The 20,220-nt window shown below is 69.3% G+C and carries 18 protein-coding genes; 8 read left to right on the top strand and 10 right to left on the bottom strand.

What is annotated here, in order from left to right; all coding sequences use genetic code 11:
• Positions 1 to 43: 43 nt before the first annotated feature.
• Together EV655_RS06405 and trpE are read left to right on the top strand one after the other, a co-directional pair.
• Positions 44 to 1,891, top strand: coding sequence for a peptidyl-prolyl cis-trans isomerase (locus tag EV655_RS06405; RefSeq protein WP_132543011.1), 1,848 nt, complete (start codon positions 44 to 46; stop codon positions 1,889 to 1,891).
• 4 nt (positions 1,892 to 1,895) lie between these two features.
• Positions 1,896 to 3,410, top strand: coding sequence for an anthranilate synthase component I (gene trpE, locus EV655_RS06400; RefSeq protein WP_132543009.1), 1,515 nt, complete (start codon positions 1,896 to 1,898; stop codon positions 3,408 to 3,410).
• Positions 3,411 to 3,422: 12 nt separating this feature from the next.
• Here the strand turns inward: trpE and EV655_RS06395 are convergent, their stop codons facing one another.
• From EV655_RS06395 to EV655_RS06385, 3 genes are all read right to left on the bottom strand, one after another.
• Positions 3,423 to 3,707 (bottom strand): DUF1330 domain-containing protein, encoded by a 285-nt coding sequence (locus EV655_RS06395; protein ID WP_132543007.1) that lies wholly within the window; start codon positions 3,705 to 3,707, stop codon positions 3,423 to 3,425.
• Positions 3,708 to 3,710: 3 nt separating this feature from the next.
• Positions 3,711 to 6,368: an alanine--tRNA ligase gene (gene alaS, locus EV655_RS06390; RefSeq protein ID WP_132543005.1), complete on the bottom strand. Its 2,658-nt coding sequence runs from the start codon at positions 6,366 to 6,368 to the stop codon at positions 3,711 to 3,713.
• A 97-nt stretch (positions 6,369 to 6,465) separates the two neighbouring features.
• On the bottom strand, positions 6,466 to 7,212 hold the full coding sequence (locus tag EV655_RS06385; protein WP_132543003.1) for a GNAT family N-acetyltransferase: 747 nt from the start codon (positions 7,210 to 7,212) through the stop codon (positions 6,466 to 6,468).
• Between the two features lie 107 nt (positions 7,213 to 7,319).
• Between EV655_RS06385 and msrB the strand changes: the two genes are divergently transcribed.
• Entirely contained in the window at positions 7,320 to 7,715 is a 396-nt protein-coding gene (gene msrB, locus EV655_RS06380) for a peptide-methionine (R)-S-oxide reductase MsrB (protein ID WP_132543001.1), read from the top strand.
• Positions 7,716 to 7,719: 4 nt separating this feature from the next.
• Here the strand turns inward: msrB and EV655_RS06375 are convergent, their stop codons facing one another.
• A complete protein-coding gene (locus tag EV655_RS06375) occupies positions 7,720 to 8,187 on the bottom strand; it encodes an outer membrane protein assembly factor BamE (RefSeq protein WP_132542999.1) in 468 nt (155 codons plus the stop codon).
• Between the two features lie 83 nt (positions 8,188 to 8,270).
• Between EV655_RS06375 and EV655_RS06370 the strand changes: the two genes are divergently transcribed.
• On the top strand, positions 8,271 to 8,819 hold the full coding sequence (locus EV655_RS06370) for a YceD family protein (RefSeq protein ID WP_132542997.1): 549 nt from the start codon (positions 8,271 to 8,273) through the stop codon (positions 8,817 to 8,819).
• Positions 8,820 to 9,084: 265 nt separating this feature from the next.
• On the opposite strand, the gene EV655_RS06365 is transcribed toward EV655_RS06370, so the two are convergent.
• The 4 genes from EV655_RS06365 to cysS form a co-directional block, all read right to left on the bottom strand.
• A complete protein-coding gene (locus EV655_RS06365; RefSeq protein WP_132542995.1) occupies positions 9,085 to 9,852 on the bottom strand; it encodes a squalene/phytoene synthase family protein in 768 nt (255 codons plus the stop codon).
• Positions 9,849 to 10,565, bottom strand: coding sequence for a class I SAM-dependent methyltransferase (locus tag EV655_RS06360; protein WP_132542993.1), 717 nt, complete (start codon positions 10,563 to 10,565; stop codon positions 9,849 to 9,851). The genes EV655_RS06365 and EV655_RS06360 overlap by 4 nt, the downstream gene beginning before the upstream one ends.
• The gene (cimA, locus tag EV655_RS06355; protein WP_132542992.1) at positions 10,565 to 12,184 is read right to left on the bottom strand and encodes a citramalate synthase; all 1,620 of its coding nucleotides are present in this window, start codon (positions 12,182 to 12,184) and stop codon (positions 10,565 to 10,567) included. Before cimA ends, EV655_RS06360 begins: the two co-directional genes overlap by 1 nt.
• 178 nt (positions 12,185 to 12,362) lie before the next feature.
• Complete coding sequence (cysS, locus tag EV655_RS06350) at positions 12,363 to 13,781, bottom strand: cysteine--tRNA ligase (RefSeq protein WP_132542990.1); 1,419 nt, start codon at positions 13,779 to 13,781, stop codon at positions 12,363 to 12,365.
• A 205-nt stretch (positions 13,782 to 13,986) separates the two neighbouring features.
• On the opposite strand from cysS, the gene EV655_RS18610 reads away from it, so the two are divergent.
• Both EV655_RS18610 and EV655_RS06340 read left to right on the top strand, forming a co-directional pair.
• On the top strand, positions 13,987 to 14,328 hold the full coding sequence (locus EV655_RS18610) for an MmcQ/YjbR family DNA-binding protein (RefSeq protein WP_165905290.1): 342 nt from the start codon (positions 13,987 to 13,989) through the stop codon (positions 14,326 to 14,328).
• 74 nt (positions 14,329 to 14,402) lie between these two features.
• Complete coding sequence (locus EV655_RS06340; protein ID WP_132542986.1) at positions 14,403 to 15,794, top strand: pyridoxal phosphate-dependent decarboxylase family protein; 1,392 nt, start codon at positions 14,403 to 14,405, stop codon at positions 15,792 to 15,794.
• A gap of 20 nt (positions 15,795 to 15,814) precedes the next feature.
• On the opposite strand, the gene EV655_RS06335 is transcribed toward EV655_RS06340, so the two are convergent.
• Positions 15,815 to 16,408 carry an outer membrane protein gene (locus tag EV655_RS06335; RefSeq protein ID WP_132542984.1) on the bottom strand — a complete coding sequence of 198 codons (594 nt, stop codon included), beginning with the start codon at positions 16,406 to 16,408 and terminating at the stop codon, positions 15,815 to 15,817.
• Between the two features lie 238 nt (positions 16,409 to 16,646).
• Here EV655_RS06335 and EV655_RS06330 point away from each other — a divergent pair, with 238 nt between their 5' ends.
• Together EV655_RS06330 and EV655_RS06325 are read left to right on the top strand one after the other, a co-directional pair.
• Positions 16,647 to 17,495: a TPM domain-containing protein gene (locus EV655_RS06330; protein ID WP_165905289.1), complete on the top strand. Its 849-nt coding sequence runs from the start codon at positions 16,647 to 16,649 to the stop codon at positions 17,493 to 17,495.
• A 75-nt stretch (positions 17,496 to 17,570) separates the two neighbouring features.
• On the top strand, positions 17,571 to 18,326 hold the full coding sequence (locus tag EV655_RS06325) for an SDR family NAD(P)-dependent oxidoreductase (RefSeq protein ID WP_132542980.1): 756 nt from the start codon (positions 17,571 to 17,573) through the stop codon (positions 18,324 to 18,326).
• A 3-nt stretch (positions 18,327 to 18,329) separates the two neighbouring features.
• Here the strand turns inward: EV655_RS06325 and EV655_RS06320 are convergent, their stop codons facing one another.
• Positions 18,330 to 20,144: an ABC-F family ATP-binding cassette domain-containing protein gene (locus tag EV655_RS06320; protein WP_132542978.1), complete on the bottom strand. Its 1,815-nt coding sequence runs from the start codon at positions 20,142 to 20,144 to the stop codon at positions 18,330 to 18,332.
• Positions 20,145 to 20,220 lie beyond the last annotated feature (76 nt).

Below are 20,220 nucleotides of genomic sequence, written 5' to 3'. Positions count from 1 at the left end.
TACACACCTTCGGAAACCGCGTCAGCGCAGGGAGGCGAGCCCCATGTCCAAATCCGTCGGCAAGCAGGCATCAAAGGCCGCCGTCTGGGTTCTGATGGGCCTGTTGATCCTCGGGCTGGGCGGCTTCGGCATCTCGAATTTCGGCGGCTCGATCGACGCGATCGGATCCGTGGGGGACGAGAAGATCGCCGTCGACTCCTATGCCCGTGCCCTGCGGCAGGAGTTGAACGCCCAGCAGGCCGCCACCGGCAAGGCGCTGAGTTTTGCCGAGGCCGAGGCGGGCGGGCTGGTCGAGCAGGTGCGCGCGCGCGTGATTGCCAACGCCGCGCTGGACAACGAGGTTCGGCGCATTGGCGTTTCGGTCGGCGACGCGACGGTCGCCCGCGAGGTGCTGGCAGTGCCGGCCTTCCAGGGTCCGGACGGCCAGTTCGACCGCGAGACCTACCGTTTCGTGCTGCAGCAGAACGGCATGACGGAAAGCGCTTTCGAGACCCAGATCCGCAAGGATACTGCGCGGTCTCTGTTGCAGGCGGGGGTGGTGGCCGGGCTCGGCACGCCCGAGACCTATGCCGACACGCTGTACGACTTCATCGCCGAGCGGCGCAGCGCCAGCCTGATCCGGCTGACCGCCGACGACCTGGAGACGCCGGTCCCCGAGCCGACCGAGGCCCGGATCGCCCAGCAATACGAGGCCAACCCCGACGCCTATACCGCGCCGCGAACCCGCAGGATCACCTATGCCTGGCTGACGCCCGACATGATGCTGAACCGGATCGAACCCGACGAGGAGATGCTGCGCGCCCTCTACGAGGAACGGATCGACGAGTTCGTCCAGCCCGAACGGCGGCTGGTCGAGCGGCTCGTGTTCCCGGACGAAGCAGAGGCGCAGGCCGTGGCGGACGCGATCGCGGCGGGCGAGACCAGCTTCGATGCGGCGGTCGAGGCGCGCGGGCTCGGACTTGCGGATATCGACATGGGCGACATCGCCGAGGTCGATATCGGCGGCGCGGCGGGCGCGGCGGTCTTTGCGCTGACGGCGCCGGGCGTGACGGGGCCCCACATGTCCGATCTGGGCCCGGCGCTGTTCCGGGTGAACGGCATCCTTGCCGCTCAGGAAACACCGTTCGAGGACGCGCGCGAAAGCCTGGTGGAAGAGGCCGCCCGCGACCGCGCCACCCGCATGATCGGCGACATGCTGGCTGATTTCGAGGACAGGCTGGCGGCGGGTGCGACGCTGGAGGACCTGGCCGCCGAGACCGACATGGAACTTGGCCAGGTCGACTTCACCGGCGCGAACGAGGACGGCATCGCCGCCTACCAGGCATTTCGCGACGCAGCCATGGCCTTGGCCGAGGACGATTTCCCCGAGATTCTGGAACTCGAGGATGGCGGCATCTTTGCGATCCGGCTGGACGAGGAGGTTCCCCCCACCCTTCGCCCGCTGGATGCCGTGCGCGACCAGGTGGCGGCCGACGCGCGGGCGGCCGAGACGCTGGCCCGGCTTGGCCAGCGGGCCGAGGCGCTGGCCGGCCGGCTGGCCGCGGGCGAGGCGATCGAGACGCTCGGCGTCGAGGTCGAGGTGCAAGAGGGCCTGTCGCGCGGCGGGCTGACGCCGCCTGCCCTTTCGGATGCGCTGTTCGCGATGGCCGAGCCCGGCGAGACCCGCGTTGTGACCGCGGACGAGGCAGCGTGGCTGATCCGGCTGGATGCGGTCCTGCCCCCCGATCCCGACGATCCCGCCGCCGGTTTCCTGCGCGAAACCATCGCCGCCCAGGCCGGCCAGGGTATGGCCCAGGATCTATATGCCTATTTCGCGCAGGAGCTGGTCAATTCCGGCGGCCTGACGCTTGACCAGGCGGCGATCAACGCCGTCCATGCGCAGTTCCGGTAGAACCATGGCGAAGATCATCCCCGAATTCGCGGCCTTCGAAGCCGCCTACAATGCCGGCAAGGCGCAGGTCGTCCATGCCCGGCTTGCCGCCGACCTGGACACACCGGTATCGCTGATGCTGAAGCTTGCGGGCGCCCGGCCCGACAGCTTCATGCTGGAATCGGTGACCGGCGGCGAGGTGCGCGGGCGTTACTCGGTCGTCGGCTTCAAGCCCGATCTGGTCTGGGAATGTCGGGGCGAGGCGTCCCGCGTGAACCGCGCCGCCCGCTTCGACGCCGACGCGTGGCAGGACATGGAGGGCGACCCGCTTTCGACGCTGCGCGCGGTGCTGGCCGAAAGCGCGATCCCGATGCCCGAGGACCTGCCGCCGATCGCAGCGGGCCTGTTCGGCTATCTGGGCTACGACATGATCCGGCTGGTCGAACGCCTGCCCAACGTCAACCCCGACCCGCTGGGCCTGCCCGACGCGGTGATGCTGCGTCCTTCGGTCGTCGCGGTGCTCGACGGGGTCAAGGGCGAGGTCATCGTGGTCTCGCCCGCCCGGCCCGAACCGGGGCTGTCGGCGCGCGCCGCCTATGCGCAGGCCGCCGAACGGGTGATGGACGCGCTGCGCGATCTGGACAGCGCGGTACCCGCCGAGACCCGCGATTTCGGCGAGGCGCGCGAGGTGGGCGAGCCGGTGTCGAACTTCACCAAGGACGGCTACATGGCCGCGGTGGAAAAGGCCAAGGACTATATCCGCGCGGGCGACATCTTTCAGGTCGTGCCGGCGCAGCGCTGGACCCAGGATTTCCCGCTGCCGCCCTTCGCGCTCTACCGAAGCTTGCGGCGCACCAACCCCTCGCCCTTCATGTTCTTCTTCAACTTCGGCGGCTTCCAGGTGGTGGGCGCCAGCCCTGAAATCCTGGTGCGGCTGCGCGACGGCGAAGTAACGATCCGGCCCATCGCCGGAACCCGCCCCCGCGGGGCAACGCCCGAAGAGGACCGCGCGCTAGAGGCGGACCTGCTGGCCGACCGCAAGGAACTGGCCGAACACCTGATGCTGCTCGACCTCGGCCGCAACGACGTGGGCCGGGTGGCCCGGATCGGCACCGTGCGGCCGACCGAACAGTTCGTGATCGAGCGCTATTCCCACGTCATGCATATCGTGTCGAACGTCGTGGGCGAGATTGCCGAGGGCGAGGACGCGCTGTCCGCGCTGCTGGCGGGGCTGCCCGCGGGAACGGTGTCGGGCGCGCCCAAGGTCCGCGCAATGGAGATCATCGACGAACTGGAGCCCGAAAAGCGCGGCGTCTATGGCGGCGGCGTCGGCTATTTCGCCGCCGGCGGCGACATGGACATGTGCATCGCGCTGCGCACGGCGGTGGTCAAGGACGACAAGCTATACATCCAGGCCGGGGGCGGCGTGGTCTATGACAGCGACCCCGAGGCCGAATGGCAGGAAACCGTCAACAAGGCTCGCGCACTGCGAACCGCCGCGGCCGAAGCCGCGCGCTTCGTGCGCCGCGGCAACGGCTGAGACGCGCGCCGCTCAGACCTCTTCGACGATGACGAGATCGCGTTCCGAGGCGCCGCGGGCATGGTCCAGCGCCTGCTGGTATTTCGCCGAATTGTAGCAGGCCTCGGCCGCTTCGAGACTGGGGAACCGCGCGACCACGTTGCGCGCCCGGTCCCGGCCTTCCAGTTGCCGGTAGCGGCCGCCGCGGGCGAGGAAGACGCCGCCATGTTCGGCGATGGCCTCGGTCGCAAGTGCGGCATAGCGCTTGTAGGCCGCCTCGTCGGTGACATGCACGTTGGCGATCCAGAGTGCGCCCATGGTTCAGCCCTCCAGCACGGCTTCGGCGGCCTTGATCGCAGCCTCGGCGTTCACGGCATCCTTGCCGCCGCCCTGCGCCATGTCGGGCCGCCCGCCGCCGCCCTTGCCGCCCAGTTCAGCAACCGCCGCCTTGACCAGATCGACGGCCGAGACGCGCGCCGTCAGGTCGGCGGTCACGCCCGCGGCGACCGCGGCCTTGCCGTCGGCCTCGGCGATCAGCAGGATCGCGCCCGATCCCAGCCGCGCCTTGTGTTCGTCGATCAGCGGCGGCAGGTCCTTGCCCGAAACGCCCTTGAGCACCTGCGCGAGGAACGGCACGCCGCCCACCGCGCGGGCCTCGGGCGCCGCGCCGGCCGGTCCGGCCAGCGCAAGGTCGCGGCGCAGCGTCGCCACCTCGTTCTCCAGCGCCCGGCGGTCCTCGACCAGCGCACGCACCCGGGCCACCACGTCGGCGGGCTGGGCGCGCAGCAGTTCGGCCACCTCGGCCAGCCGGTTCTGCTGGGCGATCAGGTGGTCAAGCGCGGCCTGACCGGTCAGCGCCTCGATCCGGCGCACGCCCGCGCTGGACGCGCTGTCGCCCAGCACGACGCAAAGGCCGATATCGCCGGTCTGCCGGACATGGGTGCCGCCGCAGAGTTCCAGCGACCAGGTATTGCCGTCCTGCCCCTTGCCGGTCGGCGCGCGGCCCATCGACACCACGCGCACCTCGTCACCGTATTTCTCGCCGAAAAGCGCCTGCGCCCCGATGGCGCGGGCGTCATCCGGCGTCATGATGCGGGTTTCCACCGGGGAATTCTGCCGGATGAAGGCGTTGACCTCGGACTCCACCGCCGCCAGTTCCGCATCCGTCATCGCCTTGCCGTGGCTGAAATCGAAGCGCAGCCGGTCGGGCGCGTTCAGCGACCCTTTTTGCGCCACGTGATCGCCCAGCGTCTGGCGCAGCGCCTCGTGCAGCAGGTGCGTGGCCGAGTGGTGCGCCCGGATCGCGCTGCGCCGCGCATGATCGACGCGCAGTTCCAGCGCGTCGCCAACTGCCAGCGCCGCCTTCTCGGGGCACACCTTGTGGGCGAAAAGCCCGCCCGGCATCTTTTGCGTGTCAAGGATCGTCCCGGCGCCCTCGGGTTTCAGGTACGTACCCGTATCCCCCACCTGGCCACCGGATTCGGCATAGAACGGCGTCTGGTTGACGACCATCCAGCCCTCGCCCGCCGCGGGGATCACATCCACCTCGCTGCCCTCGACGACCAGCGCCATGACCTGACCCTCGGCCACCTCGGTGTCGTAGCCCAGGAATTCGGTGGGCGCGACGCGCTCTGCCACCTCGAACCAGACCCGCGCCTCCTTTGCCTCGCCCGAGCCCGACCAGGACGCACGCGCCTTGGCCTTCTGCTCGGCCATGGCGGCGTCGAACCCGGCGATATCGACGCTGCGCCCCATCTCGCGCAGCGCGTCCTGCGTCAGGTCCAGCGGAAAGCCGTAAGTGTCGTAGAGCTTGAACGCCGCATCCCCCGGCAGCGCCGCGCCCTCGGGCAGCCGCGCGAGTTCGTCGTCCAGCAGCCGAAGGCCCCGGTCCAGCGTCTGCTTGAACCGGGTTTCCTCCAGCTTGAGCGTCTCCTCGATCAGCGCCTGTGCACGGCGGAGTTCCGGATAGGCGGCACCCATCTGGGTCACCAGCGCCGGCACCAGCCGGTGCATGACCGGGTCGGACGCGCCCAGCAGGTGCGCGTGCCGCATCGCGCGGCGCATGATCCGGCGCAGCACATAGCCGCGCCCGTCATTCGACGGCGTCACCCCGTCGGCCAGCAGGAACGAGGTGGACCGCAGGTGATCCGCGATCACCCGGTGATGCACGTTGCCCGGGCCGTCGGGTTCGGTGGAGGTCGCATGCGCCGAGGCCTCGATCAGCGCGCGCATCAGGTCGGTGTCATAGTTGTCGTGCTTGCCCTGCAACAGCGCCCCGATCCGTTCCAGCCCCATGCCCGTGTCGATCGACTGCGCGGCCAGTTCGCGGCGGGTGCCGTCCTCGAACTGTTCGAACTGCATGAAGACCAGGTTCCAGATCTCGATGAACCGGTCGCCGTCCTCGTCCTTGCTGCCCGGAGGGCCGCCCCAGATGTGATCGCCGTGGTCGTAGAAGATCTCGGTGCAGGGGCCGCAGGGGCCCGTATCGCCCATCTGCCAGAAATTGTCCGAGGTCGGGATGCGGATGATCCGCTCGTCGGGCAGGCCCGCGACCTTTTTCCAGATGTTCGCCGCCTCGTCGTCGGTGTGGTAGACGGTCACCAGCAGCCGCTCGGCGGGGATGTCGAAATCGCGGGTCAGCAATTCCCAGGCAAAGGGGATCGCGTTTTCCTTGAAATAGTCGCCGAAGCTGAAATTCCCCAGCATTTCAAAGAAGGTATGATGCCGCGCGGTATAGCCCACATTGTCGAGATCGTTGTGCTTGCCGCCCGCGCGGACGCATTTCTGCGACGTGGTCGCGCGGGTATAGGCGCGCTTCTCGACGCCGGTGAACAGGTTCTTGAACTGCACCATGCCCGAGTTGGTGAACATCAGCGTCGGGTCGTTGCGCGGAACGAGCGGCGAGCTGTCCACGACCTCGTGGCCGTTCTTCTCGAAATAGCGCAGGAAGGTCGAACGGATGTCGTTCAGGCTGGGCATGTCGGTCGCGCCTCGGGGTCTCGGGATGTTCGCCCCGATGTATAACCGTGCGCGGGGGCTGTCCATGGGCAAGGCGGCGTGGGCGGCCGCCCGACCATCACCCCGCGGCGGCGCGCAACAGCCGCTTGCGGGCGGGCGGGATCGCGCGGATCTCGAGCCCGGTGAACACGTGCAGCGTGTCGAGATCGCGGTCGACCACCGCGTGGTCGCTGACCCAGCCGCCCATCACCAGGTAGGTGCGCAACAGCGGCGGCATGCCCAGCATGGCGCGCCTGGCGTCGGGCTTCACCAGCCCCAGCATCTGCGCAAACCGGAAGACGTTGGGCGCCTTGACCCGCGGCAGCCAGCGATTGGGGGCAAGGTGGCGGTCCTTGAGCAGCGCAAAGGCGTCCATGTAGGTCTCGGCCTCGGTGCCCTTGAAGGACGAGCAGCCGAACAGCATCTCGACGCCGGTCTCGTCCACGAACCGCGTCATCGCCCCCCAGGCGACGCGCAGGATATCGGGATCCTTCCAGTCCGGGTGGATGCAGAACCGGCCCATCTCGACCATCGGGCCGTCGAATTTGGCCAGCGCGGACAATTCGTAATACTGCGCCGAATAGCTCTGCCCGATCTCGGCCCCGCCCTTCAGCGGCAACAGGCGGAAACAGCAGACCAGCGTTCCGCTGCGCACCTCCTCGACCAGCACATGGTGGCAGAGCGCGTCGAAGGCGTCGGCATCCAGCCCCTCGTCAGCCCCGGAGCGCGCACGGAAGGTGCGATGGCGCAGCCGCTGGGCCGCCTCGACATCGGCCGGCGTCCCGGCGAGGCGGGCGGCGTAGCGCCCCTTGCGAAGTGACAGCATCGTGACCTCTCCACCGGACTGGCGGAGGACGTCCGCCCGCCTAAATATGCGTGGGCAGGCGATAGCACACAAGATGTGACACCAGAACGACGGGGACGCGAGACATCATGACCCAGAAGATCACGAGGACCGACGCCGAATGGCGCGCGCAGCTTTCGGACCTGGCCTACAAGGTGACGCGGAAACACGGCACCGAGCGGGCCTTCACCCATGACGATTTCCCAAAGGAGGCGGGCAGGTTCAAATGCGTCTGCTGCGGCGCCCCCCTGTTCGATCAGGCCGACAAGTTCGACAGCGGCACCGGCTGGCCCAGCTTCACCCGGCCGCTCGATGCAGAGGCGGTGGGCGAAAGCATCGATCGCGGCTTCCTGATGACGCGGACCGAGGTCCATTGCGCGCGCTGCGACGCGCATCTCGGCCACGTCTTCCCCGACGGGCCGCGGCCCACCGGTCTACGCTATTGCATCAACGGGGTCGCGCTGGACTTCGAGAAGTCGGGCTAGGGGATCAGGAATCGGGCCCGATCACGTCCTCGGCCCGGAAGTTCCCGATATTGCCCAGCAACTGGCGCAGGAACGAGATGCCCTTGACGTTCGAGTCGGTGACCCGGCGGTTCAGCGCGATCACACGGCCCTGTTCCAGGCCGAAGCGCTCGACATTCTCGACGGTGCCATCCTCGGCGAATGAGACCGCGACCACCTGGCGGTCGACATTCTCGGGCGCACGCGGGCCCACCGTTTCCCAGGTGTTCGCGACGTAATACCAGGCATTGTCGCGCATAACCCCGTTCGCCGACGGGGTTCCGACCACCTCGGCCACGGTGTCGCGGGTATCGACCCCCACGACGATCGCGGACAGGTCCTCCTCGGAGGGGGCGTATCCGTGGGTGCGAACGATGGGCGAACAGGCGGCGAGCGCCGCAGTAAGCACGGCGATCAACGCCAGTCTGGCGGTACCTGCCCGGGACCTTGCCATGCCAACCTCTTGTCACAAGGGCTCTTGCCTCCTATCCCGCTTACATCAGACAGCCACCCGGGTTCAAGAAAGGAACGCCGCCCATGGCCGAGGATCAACAGACCCCAGCGCAAATCCGGTTGTCGGCACAATCCGGACGCGCCCCGATGCCGGTGCGTCTGGTGCCGGACGCCGAGACACGGGCCGGGATCGCGGCGCGGCTGGGGCTAGAGGCGCTGCGGAAATTGCGGTTCGAGGGCACGCTTGCACCCGAGGGCCGGCGCGACTGGCGGCTTGCGGGTCATCTGGGCGCGACCGTCGTGCAGCCCTGCGTGGTGACGCTGGCACCGGTGACGACGCGGATCGAGGCCGATGTGGTGCGCAGCTACCGCGCCGACATGCCGCCCCCCCCGCCGGGCCACGAGGTCGAGATGCCCGAGGACGAGACCGAGGAACCGCTGCCCGAGGTGCTGGACCTGATGGCGGTCGTCGAGGAGGCGCTGGCGCTGGCGCTGCCGCTCTATCCCCGCGCCGAGGGGGCCGGGATCGCCGCGGCGGTCTTTGGCCCGCCTGGCGTGGCACCACTGCGGGACGAGGACACGAAACCCTTTGCCGCGCTGGCCCGGCTGAAGGACCGGCGCGAGGGCGAGTAGGATCGGCCGCGTCCCTGGCCGGTTGGCGGTCCGGACCCCCATCTGGGCCCTCGGGTTTCGCCCCGGCTGACGCCGGGGCGACCCGCGCGGGGGGCGCTGCCCCCCGCGACCCCCCGGAGTATTTCCGCCAAGAAGAAGACCGAAAGGCGCTTCGTCCGGTTGGGCTTTCCAGGCGAACCGCAACGACGGGGGCAGATCTCCATTGCGGCATCCGGGAGCGGACGGCACGCCCCGTCGCCATGGGACGCCATGCAGGCCGCCTCCGTTACCAGCGCCCCGCCAGGGACCGGACCAGTAGAGCAGCGCGGCGGCGGAATTCCGAGGTGGCGAGCCGCCCCTCGGCCACGCGCGCGGGATCGGCCGCGGCCCGGGCAAGAATCGCGCCCGCACGCCAGGCCGCCCGCGCCGCGGGGATGGCGGGTGCGGGGACGGCGGAGCGCGCGGCGCGGGCCGCGGCCAGCCGGTCGAGCCCCCGGCGCGCCAGCGCGGCGACCGCCCCGGGCCGGGCATCGGGCAGCGGCGCGCGGCCCCGCGCCCGAAGCTCGGGCACCGCCAGCAGCCAGGCCGCGACGCCCTGGGCCGTGCCCAGATCGCGCAAGGCCGTCTCGCCCCGATCCGCGCCCAGCAGGCGGGACGCCACCCACATGAGCGTGCCGAAACACGCATCGATATGGGCGTCGAAGGCGGCCTGATCCTCGAACGGGTCGCGGTAGGCATCCCAGCGCCGCGCGGCCACGAGGCTGTCCAGCAGCCGCGCCTCGTCGGGCCCCAGCACCTCGGCCAGCGGTGTCGCCACCTCGTGGCGGCGGACCGGCCCGCCCTCCGCGATTTCCTGAAGCACGTCGCGCCACCATTGCAGGCGCATCTCGGCGATCATCGGTTCCTCGGTCAGCCAGGGGGCGCGCGCCACCTCGACGTTGAAGGCATAGAGCGGCACAAGCCGCGCCCGCGCCGCCACCGGCGCCGCCATCACCGCGAGGAACCGGTCGGGATCGCCCCGGCGGACGATCTCGGCGCAGGCGTCCAGGCTCATGCCGGCCGCGCGACGGTCAGCAGATGGCCGAATTCGGTGCGGCAGGCGCGCCAGGTGGCGATTTCCGTCTCGGCCTCGTCCAGCACACTTGCCAGCGCCGCATCGGCCCCGGGGCGCAGGGCGGCGATGCGCGCCTCCATCGGCGTGCAATACGCCTCCCACGCCGCGTCGGACAGCCGCCGCTGGCCAAGGATGCGGTAGCCCGCCGCGCTCACCTGTGCCGTGACACCGGCCTCGTCGGTCATCTGGGGATACTCCTCGGCCCAGGCGGCGCGCGCGGCCGCGGACGGCGCCGAGGTGCACCAGCAGGCTTCGGAAAAGGCCACCGCGCCCCCGGGCGACAGCGCGCCGCGCCAGCGGGCCAGCCCCTCGGCCACCCCGAGGAAGTAGAGCGCGCCGGCCGGCCAGATCAGGTCGTAAGCCCCGGACAGATCGCCCATGTCGCCCTGCCGCACCGTGACCCGCGGGTCGTCGGCGAACCGCGCCGCTGCCCGGATGGCAAAGGGGCCATGCAGGTCCGGCGCCTCGACCCGGCCCTGCGGCACATGGGCCAGCAGACCCGCGATATCCGCCCCCGGGCCGCAACACGCGTCGCAGATCACGCCGTCCTCGGGCACGCCTGCCAGCGCCAGCGCCCAGTCGAGGCTTTCGCCATCGCCGGGCCCCTCGCGCGGCAATCCGTCATGCAGGGTGAAGAACGCATCCCAGTCCATCACGCCCGCGCCCCGTCGCGCACCAGTTTCCACACCACCGCATCCAGAAGCGCCTCGAAACTGGCGTCGACGATGTTCGGCGACACCCCCACCGTCGACCAGCGCCGCCCCTGCCCGTCCTCGCTGTCGATGATGACGCGGGTCACGGCTTCGGTCCCGCCATTGGTGATCCGCACCTTGAAATCCACCAGCTTCATGTCGTCGATATAGGGCTGGTACGGGCCCAGATCCTTGGCCAGTGCCCGCCAGAGCGCGTTCACGGGGCCGCGGTCGCGTCCCTCGGCATCGCGGCTTTCCGAAACCGACAGTTTCTTCTCGCCACCCACCTTGACCACCACCACCGCCTCGGACTGGCTGACCATCCGATCATAGCGGTTCTTGCGCCGCTCGACCATTGCCCGGTAGCGCTTGACCTCGAAATAGGCGGGCAGGCGGTCGAGGATGCGCCGCGCCACCAGTTCGAAACTGGCCTGCGCGCCGTCATAGGAATAGCCCTCGCCCTCGCGCGTCTTGATCTCGTCGAGGATCGCGGCGAGCCGCGGATCGCCCTCGGGCACATCAAGCCCCGCCTCGGACAGCCGGCGGCGCAGGTTCGACTGCCCCGCCTGGTTCGACATCGGGATCACCCGGATGTTGCCGACAAGCGCAGGATCCACATGTTCGTAGGTCGCGGGATCCTTGAGGATCGCGCTGGCGTGCAGCCCCGCCTTGTGCGCGAACGCCGAGGCGCCGACATAGGCCGCCGCCTTGCGCGGCACCCGGTTCAGGATGTCATCAAGCAGCCGTGAGGCCCGCGTCAGCCCGGTCAGCGCCTCGGCCGTCACGCCGGTCTCGAACCGGCTGGCATAGGGCTCCTTCAGCAGGAAGGTCGGGATCAGCGTGGTCAGGTTGGCATTGCCGCAGCGTTCCCCCAGCCCGTTCAGCGTGCCCTGCACCTGCCGCGCGCCCGCGTCCACGGCCGCCAGGCTGCCCGCCACCGCGTTGCCGGTATCGTCATGGGTGTGGATGCCGATCTGCGCGCCGGGGATGCCGCGGGCGATCACCTCGGCCGTGATCTCGCCCACCTCGCGCGGCAGCGTGCCGCCATTGGTGTCGCACAGCACGATCCAGCGGGCGCCCGCCTCGTGCGCGGCCTTGAGGCAGTCGAGCGCATAGGCCGGGTCGGCCTTCCAGCCGTCGAAGAAGTGTTCGGCGTCGAACAGCGCCTCGCGGCCCCGGGCGGTAACATGGGCGATGGATTTGGCGATGTTCTCGACGTTCTCGTTGAGTGAGATGCCGAGTGCCGTGGTGACGTGGAAATCGTGGGTCTTGCCGACGAGGCAGACGCTCTGCGTGCCCGCGTTCAGGACGGCGGCCAGCACCTCGTCGTTCTCGGCCGACCGCCCGGCCCGCTTGGTCATGCCGAAGGCGGTCAGCCGCGCGCGGGTCGCGGGCGCGGTCTCGAAAAAGGCGCTGTCGGTGGGGTTGGCACCCGGCCAGCCGCCCTCGATGTAATCGACGCCGAGCGCGTCGAGTGTCTCGGCGATCCGCACCTTCTCAGCGGTCGAGAACTGCACCCCCTGCGTCTGCTGCCCGTCGCGGAGCGTGGTGTCGTAGAGGGTGAGGCGTTCCTTGGTCATCGGATCGCCCGCGCTCCGAGATCATCCCGTCCGGGCCGCAGGCCCGGACAGCGCCCGACCGTTCGACGGGCTTTCGCCGCGCCACCGGCGCGACGGTCCCGTCTCACCCCAAGGGACGGGCGCTTCCCGCCCGCCCCGCCGGGCCGGGCGCTGCGCCGCTTCGACGCCGATAGCAGAGTCACTTCAGTGCCTCGAGTTTTGTTGGGTCGAAATCTGCACCAATTTCAAAACTGCTTCCTTCTTTGCTCGTTTTCACGATCACACCAGCACTCTGAAGGACTGCGCGGATTTCGTCCGCACGTGCAAAATCTCGTTCCGCACGTGCAGCGTCGATTTCGCGAAGGAGGAGGGGAATTCCGACAATGGCGAGCGTTTCCGGGTTTGGTAAGACCCAATCACCCCCTTCGACCGGAAGAAGCCCAAGAAAGCGGGCCGAGGCTACAAGCGCCGGATAATCGCCGGAGGCATAGAGCATGTGAAGCTGCGCAATTGCCCCAGCCGTATTGAGGTCATCAGAGAGTACTCCGATGAACTCCTCAGAGACTTGCCCTTCTCCTTCGTCAAAGCGGGCGGCTGCCCACCATCTTTTCAGGATTTTTTCCGCCTCCTGCGCCTTCTCCGCCGTCCAGTCCATCGGCTTTCTGTAATGCGTGGACAGGAACACGAAGCGGATCACCTCGCCCGGCACTTTCCAGCCGCCGCTCCAATTTCCGTCCAGCAGGTCGCGCACGGTGAAGAAATTGCCCAGGCTCTTGGACATCTTCTTGCCCTCGACCTGCAGCATCTCGTTGTGCATCCAGACCCGGGCGAAACCGCCCTCGGGGTGGGCGCAGCAGCTTTGGGCGATCTCGTTCTCGTGGTGGGGGAATTGCAGGTCGATGCCGCCGCCATGAATGTCGAACGACGCCCCCAGCAATTGATGCGCCATCGCCGAACACTCGATATGCCAGCCCGGCCGCCCGCGGCCCCAGGGGCTGTCCCAGCCCGGCAACTCGTCGTCCGAGGGCTTCCACAGGACGAAATCCATCGGGTCTTCCTTGAACGGCGCCACCTCGACCCGCGCGCCCGCGATCATGTCGTCGACCGACCGGCCCGACAGCGCGCCATACCCGGTATAGGACCGCACCCGGAACAGCACATGCCCCTCGCGCTCATAGGCGTGGTCCTTCGCGATCAGCCCCTTGATCATGGCGATCATCGCCCCGATCCACTCGGTCGCGCGCGGCTCGTGGGTCGGGCGCAGCGCCCCCAGCGCGTCCATGTCGGCATGATACCAGCCGATGGTCTGGTCGGTCCGCTCGCGGATCAGCTCCTCCAGCGTGCGCGGATCGCCCGCCTCCTTCATCGCCCGGGCGGCGGCGTTGATCTTGTCATCGACATCGGTGAAGTTGCGCACATAAGTCACCGCTCCCTCGCCATACTCATGGCGCAAGAGCCGGTACAGAACGTCGAAGGTCACCACCGGCCGCGCGTTGCCCAGATGCGCCCGGTCATAGACCGTGGGGCCGCAGACATACATCCGCACGTTGGCCGGGTCGATCGGCTCGAACGGATCCTTCCTGCGGGTCCGGGTGTTGTAGAGGGTGATCTCGGTCATGCGTCCGTCCTTCGCGCGCGTCCCGCGGCGGGTTCTGGCACATATCCCTTTCGATGGAAATACGACGCGCGGCCCGCCCCCGGGGGTGTCAGCCGGTAATGCGGCAGGGAATGAAGCGGCCTTGCGTCATGGGCACGTCATAGCAACGGTCCATCCTTCTGCCAAGCGGGTTGAACGGCCCCGCGACTCGCGGCAGGCTCGGGCCATGACCGAAGACCAGATCATCGCCCATTGCGACGCGCTGCCCGGCGCGGTGCGCGAACGCCCGTTCGGGCCGGAAACCGATGTCTGGAAGGTCGGCGGCAAGATCTTCGCGCTGATGGCGCCCGGCTCGGGCCGCGTGTCGGTCAAATGCGCCGATCCGGACTTTGCCGAAATGCTGATCTCGGTCGGCCGCGCGGGCAAGGCGCCCTACCTGCCGCGGGGCGGCTGGATCGCGGTCGATTGCACCGCGTGCGACGACGCCGAGATGACCCGGCGCCTGACCGAAAGCTATGACGTGGTCCGCGCGAGCCTGCCGAAACGGGTGCAGGCCGGACTCGGCTGAGACGCCCTGCCCCCTTGCCCCTTCTTCTGGCCGGAAATATCCCCGCCGGAGGCATCCGACGGGAGACAGCGGCGATGGACCACGACGATCTGGCGCATTGGTCGAAACGCGCCGCCGACTGGGCGCGAGACTACCACCGGGGCCTGCGCGACCGGCCGGTGCGGGCGCAGACCGCCCCGGGCGAGACCGCCGCAAGGCTTCCGCAGCGCGCCCCCGAGGCGCCCGAGCCCATCGAGACGATCTTTGCCGATTTCGAATGCATCGTACCGGACGCGATGACCCATTGGCAGCACCCCCGGTTCTTCGGCTATTTCCCGGCCAACGCCGCACCCGCCTCGATGCTGGCCGAACAGCTGGCGAACGCGATGGCCGCGCAATGCATGCTCTGGCAGACGGCCCCCGCCGCGACCGAGATCGAACAGGTGATTGTGGGCTGGCTGCGCGACGCGCTGGGGCTTGGCGCCCGGTTCACCGGCACGATCCACGACAGCGCCACCACCGCCACGCTGTCGGCGGTGCTGACCATGCGCGAGCGCGCGCTGGACTGGGCGGGAAATGCCGGCGGCCTGTCGGGACAGCCCCGCATCCGGCTCTATGCCTCGGCGCAGGGTCATTCCTCGATCGACAAGGCCGCCCGGATCGCAGGCATCGGGCAGGAAAACCTGGTCAGGATCGCCACCGATGCCGATTTCGCGCTGGACCCCGAGCGGCTGGAGGCCGCGATCCGGGCCGACCGGGCGGCCGGTCATCTGCCCGCGGGCGTCATCCTCTGCGCGGGCGGCACCGGGATCGGTGCCTTCGACCGGATCGGTCCGGCGCTGGCCGTGGCACGCGCGCAGGGGCTGTATTCCCATGTCGATGCCGCATGGGCGGGCTCGGCGATGATCTGTCCGGAGTTCAGGCCCCTGTGGGATGGTGTGGATGCGGCGGATTCGGTCGTGATGAACCCGCACAAATGGCTGGGGGCACAGTTCGACTGTTCGGTGCAGTTCCTCGCCGACCCCGCGCCCCAGGTGCGCACGCTGGGGCTGCGGCCGGATTACCTGCAAACGCTGGGCCGGTCGGACGTCACCGATTTCAACGAATGGACGGTGCCACTCGGCCGCCGGTTCCGGGCGCTGAAGCTGTGGTTCGTGCTGCGCGCCTATGGGCTGGAAGGCCTGCGCACGCGCATCCGCAACCATGTCGCCTGGGCCGCCGAGGCGCGCGACGCGATCGCCGCCCTGCCCGGATTCCAGATCGTGACCGAGCCGCGCCTGTCGCTGTTCACCTTCGCCTTCGGCGATGAGGCCAGAACCGCGGCCCTGCTGCAAGAGGTGAACGATGACGGGCGGGTCTATCTGACCCAGACGCGGCACCTGGGACGCTTCGTGATCCGGGTACAGGTGGGTCAGTTCGATTGCACGCGCGAGGACGTGATGACGATTCCGCGCGTCCTGGGCGAATTGTCCGGGGCGGCGGCGTAGACGCCGCCCCGGACGAACTCTCAGAACCGGAACGAGGCGCGCAGCGTCGCCGTGGTGGCGTCCGCGCCGATGCCGGAATTCCCGAACTCGTCGAAATCGTGATAGAGGATCTCGCCCCCCACGGTCCACGATGGCGAAACCGCCCAGGCCAGACCGCCACCCGCAAGCCAGCCGGTCTCGTCGCCAAGCGTGGTGTCGGCATTGGCCACGCCCGCCGTTGCGTAAAGAAGCGTGCTGCCCATGTCATAGCCGACCTGGCCCTTGAGCCGCATCACGTCGTCAAGTTCGGCCGCACCATTGCCGATGTCGATCCCGGCGTCGTCGTAGTCGACTTCCACGCCGTAGACCAGCGTGCCCATGTCCCAACGATAGCCCGCATGGACGCCATAGATCTCGCCGTCGCCGTTGAGGCCGCCATCCGCATCCACGTCGGCAAAGCCGAGCTGCAGACCCGCATAGCCGCCGCCCCAGTCGCCGCCCAACACCGGCGCTGGTGCAGCGGGGGCTACCTGAACGGGTTCCGGGGCCGGGTCATAGCTTCCGGCGACCGCCGGAGCCGCCACCGCAGTGGCAAGCGCGGCTGCCAGCGGAAGGGTGAAGCGATCGAATTTCATGTTGTCTCTCCTTGCCTCTCATCCGGTGTCCGGGCCAAACGGTCCGGCAAGGCGTCCTCGCGGCGCCTTGTCTCCAAACAAAGGGCGACGCGGGCGGCACGCAACGGGCGAACACGGGGATGTGACGCTCTCCCCCGCCGCGCCGCCCGGATCGGCACCTTGCCGCCACCCCGGGGCTGGACAACCGGCAAGACCTGGCCCAGCCTTGTCGGCGTACCGCCCCCCCGGGAAAGCACCCATGTTCCGCAGCCTCGCCCCCGCCGCCCTGCCGATCCTGATTCTCGCGGCCGTTCCCGCCGGGGCACAGTCGGGGAACTGGCCCGCGCTTGACGATCTTTACGTCAACGACCACGCCACGATCATCGACGCGGCGACCGAAGACCGGCTGCGCGCGACGCTCGCGGCACTGAAGGACGAGACCGGCGTCGAGATGACCGTGCTGACCATCCCGCGCCGCGCCGATTACGGCGCCTGGAACAACATCGAGAGTTTTGCCACCGCGCTTTTCAACGCCTGGGGCGTGGGCGACGCTGACCGTGACGACGGCATCCTGGTGCTGGTCGCCCATCGCGACCGGGAAATGCGGCTGGAACTGGGCGCGGGATATCCGGCGGAATGGGACCGCGTCGCGCGTGCCGTGGTGGATGACAGCTTCCTGCCGGATTTCGGCGCCGACCGGTATGCCCAGGGAATCGAGACCGGCACCGCGGCGACCATCGCGCGGATCGCCCGGCCCCATGCCGCGGGCACGGCGCCGGGCACGTCCGGCGGCGGCGGGGGCGCGGGGCTTTTGCCGCCGCTGCTTTTCGCGGCCTTCGTGGCCGCGGCGGTGTTCCGCCGCCGGCTTTCCTCTCTCCGGGACCGGCTGCGGCGGTGCCCCGATTGCGGCCATCGCGGACTGCGCGTCACCCGCGAGGAGGTGCGCCCCGCCACCGCCGCCGAGCCGGGCGAAGGCCGCGCGGTCACGTCCTGCCCGGCCTGCGGCCACCGCGACGAGAAGCCTTATGCGATCAACCGGAGCAGCGGATCGCAGGGCCGATTCGGCGGCGGCCGGTCCTCGGGCGGCGGCGCGAGCGGACGCTGGTAGGCCGCAAGGACGCATGGACAATCCGCCGCGCGCGCGGCTAGGTCTGGCCGCACAGGCAGACAGGGAGACGGATCCATGCGCATCAGCGACAGCAAGGCGATCGTGACGGGCGGGGCCTCGGGGCTTGGGGCGGCGACGGCGCGCGTGCTTTGTGCCGCCGAGGCGGCGGTGACGATCCTGGACCGCGACACCGACCGCGGCATGGCGCTGGCCGCCGAGATCGGCGCTGGCTTCCAGCCGGTCGACGTCACCGACGAAGGCTCGGTCGCGCAGGCGATCGGCGAGGCCGCCGCGCAGATGGGCGGCATCACCGCCTGCATCAACTGCGCGGGCATCGCCACCGCCGAACGCGTGCTGGGCCGCAGCGGCCCGCACGCGCTGGAAAGCTTTCGCCGCACGGTCGAGATCAACCTGATCGGCAGTTTCAACGTGCTGCGCCTTGCCGCCGCCGAGATGGCGAACAACGATTTCGAGGCCGATGGCTGCCGCGGCGTGATCGTGAACACCGCGTCCATCGCCGCCTTCGACGGGCAGAAGGGCCAGGCTGCCTATGCCGCGTCCAAGGGAGGTATCGCGGCGATGACCCTGCCGCTGGCGCGCGACCTGGCGAACCTGCGGATCCGGGTCATGGCCATCGCGCCCGGCGTGTTTCGCACGCCGATGCTGGAAGGGCTGGGCCAGGAGGTGATGGACGGGCTGGCCGCCGACGTGCCGAACCCGCCGCGGCTGGGCGAACCCGCCGAATTCGCGCGGCTGGCCTGCCACATCATCGAGAACTGCTACCTGAACGGCGAGGTGATCCGGCTGGACGGCGCGCTGCGGATGCGCTGAGGCCTAGCCCTCGGCCTTCCCGGCAAGGTCGAGCCACTCCTCCTCGGCCTCGGACAGCGCGGCCTGCCGCGCGGCAAGCGCCTCGGTCGCCTTCCTGAACTTCACCGGCTCGCGGATGAAAAGATCGGATTCCGCAAGCAGTTCCTCAAGCTTGGCAATCTCGGCTTCAAGCCGCTCGATCTCGGCGGGCAGCGCGTCCAGCCTGTGTTTTTCGGTGAACGTAAGGCCTTGTGCCGCCTTCTTCGCCTTGGCCGCCACCGGTTTCGGGGCCGGGGCCGCCGGTTTGACGGACGCCGGCGACGGGGCCGGATCGGTCCTCTGCGCGCGATAGTCCGACCAGCCACCGGCATAGACCGTCGCCCGCCCGTCGCCCTCCATCGCGATGGTGGTCGAGGCCACCCGGTCCAGGAAATCGCGGTCGTGACTGACCAGCAGCACCGTCCCGTCGAATTCGGAAACCAGTTCCTCCAGCAGGTCCAGCGTCTCGACGTCGAGATCGTTGGTGGGCTCGTCCAGCACCAGAAGGTTCGATTCCCGCGCCATGATCCGCGCCAGCAACAGCCGGGCGCGTTCCCCGCCGGACAACGAGCGGACCGGCGCGCGGGCCTGCGCGTCGTCGAACAGGAACTCCTTGAGGTAACCGACAACGTGTTTCGGCTGGCCGCGCACCAGCACCTGGTCGGCCTTGCCCGAGACCCGCATCCCGGGGTCGCCGGTCAGGCTTTCCCACAGCGTCATTTCGGGGTCGAGCGCGTCGCGATTCTGGTCGAAGACCGCCATCTGGAGATTCGTCCCCAGCATCACCTCGCCCGTGTCCGGGGCCAGTTCGCCGGTCAGCATCTTCAACAGCGTGGTCTTGCCCGCGCCGTTGGGGCCGACCAGGGCCACCCGCTCGCCCCGGTGGATGCGCAGGCTGAAATCGCGCAGGATCACGCGGTCGGCAAAGCGTTTCGAGATGCCCTTGGCCTCGATCACGCGCCTGCCCGATTGCGGCCCGGCCTCCAGCGCCATCGCGGCGGTGCCCTGCCGGCGGATCATCGACGCGCGATCCGCCCGCATCGCCTGCAGCGCCCGCAGCCGCCCCTGGTTGCGCTTGCGCCGGGCGGAAATCCCCTCGACCGCCCAGCGGCCCTCGGCCTTGATCTTGCGGTCAAGCTTGTGGCGGGCCTCGTCCTCGTCGGCCCAGACCTTGTCGCGCCATTCCTCGAACGCTTCGAAGCCGCGCTCCTGGCGGCGCACCTCGCCCCGGTCGATCCAGAGCGTCGCGCGCGCCAGCGCGCGCAGGAACGCACGGTCGTGCGAGATCAGCACGAAGGCCGAGCGTGTCTCGGCCAGTTGCGATTCCAGCCAGCCGATCGCCTCGATGTCGAGATGGTTGGTCGGCTCGTCCAGCAGCATCAGTGCGGGTGCCTCGGCCAGCAGCCTGGCCAGAGCCGCCCGCCGCCGCTCGCCCCCCGAGGCGGTGGCCACCGGCGTCGCGGGGTCGAATTTCAGCCCCTCGGCCACCATAGCCACCCGGTACTCCTCGCCATGGGCCAGCGTGCTTGCCGCGAAATCGCCAAGCGTGGCAAAGCCCGCCAGGTCGGGATCCTGCTCCATGTAGCCGACGGTGGTGCCGGGCGAGAGGACGCGCGCGCCCCTGTCAGGCTCGACCAGCCCCGCCATCACCTTCATCAGCGTCGACTTGCCAGAACCGTTGCGGCCCACCAGCGCCACCCGGTCGCCCGGCTGGATCACAAGGTCGAGCCCCGCAAAGACGGGGTCGCCGCCGAATGTCAGCGAAATGTCGGAAAGCTGAAGAAGGGGTGCGCGCGCCATGGGCGGTGGCTACTGCGCCGCGCATGGCCGGTCAAGCGGATGTCCGGCCCGCATGCAAAAGGCCCGCCGAATCGCC

Origin of the sequence: Rhodovulum euryhalinum, assembly GCF_004342445.1 — a bacterium.
GTDB classification, from domain to species: domain Bacteria; phylum Pseudomonadota; class Alphaproteobacteria; order Rhodobacterales; family Rhodobacteraceae; genus Rhodovulum; species Rhodovulum euryhalinum.
The sequence above is the reverse complement of the archived record's forward strand: the minus strand, read 5'-3'. Positions and strand labels throughout refer to the sequence as shown.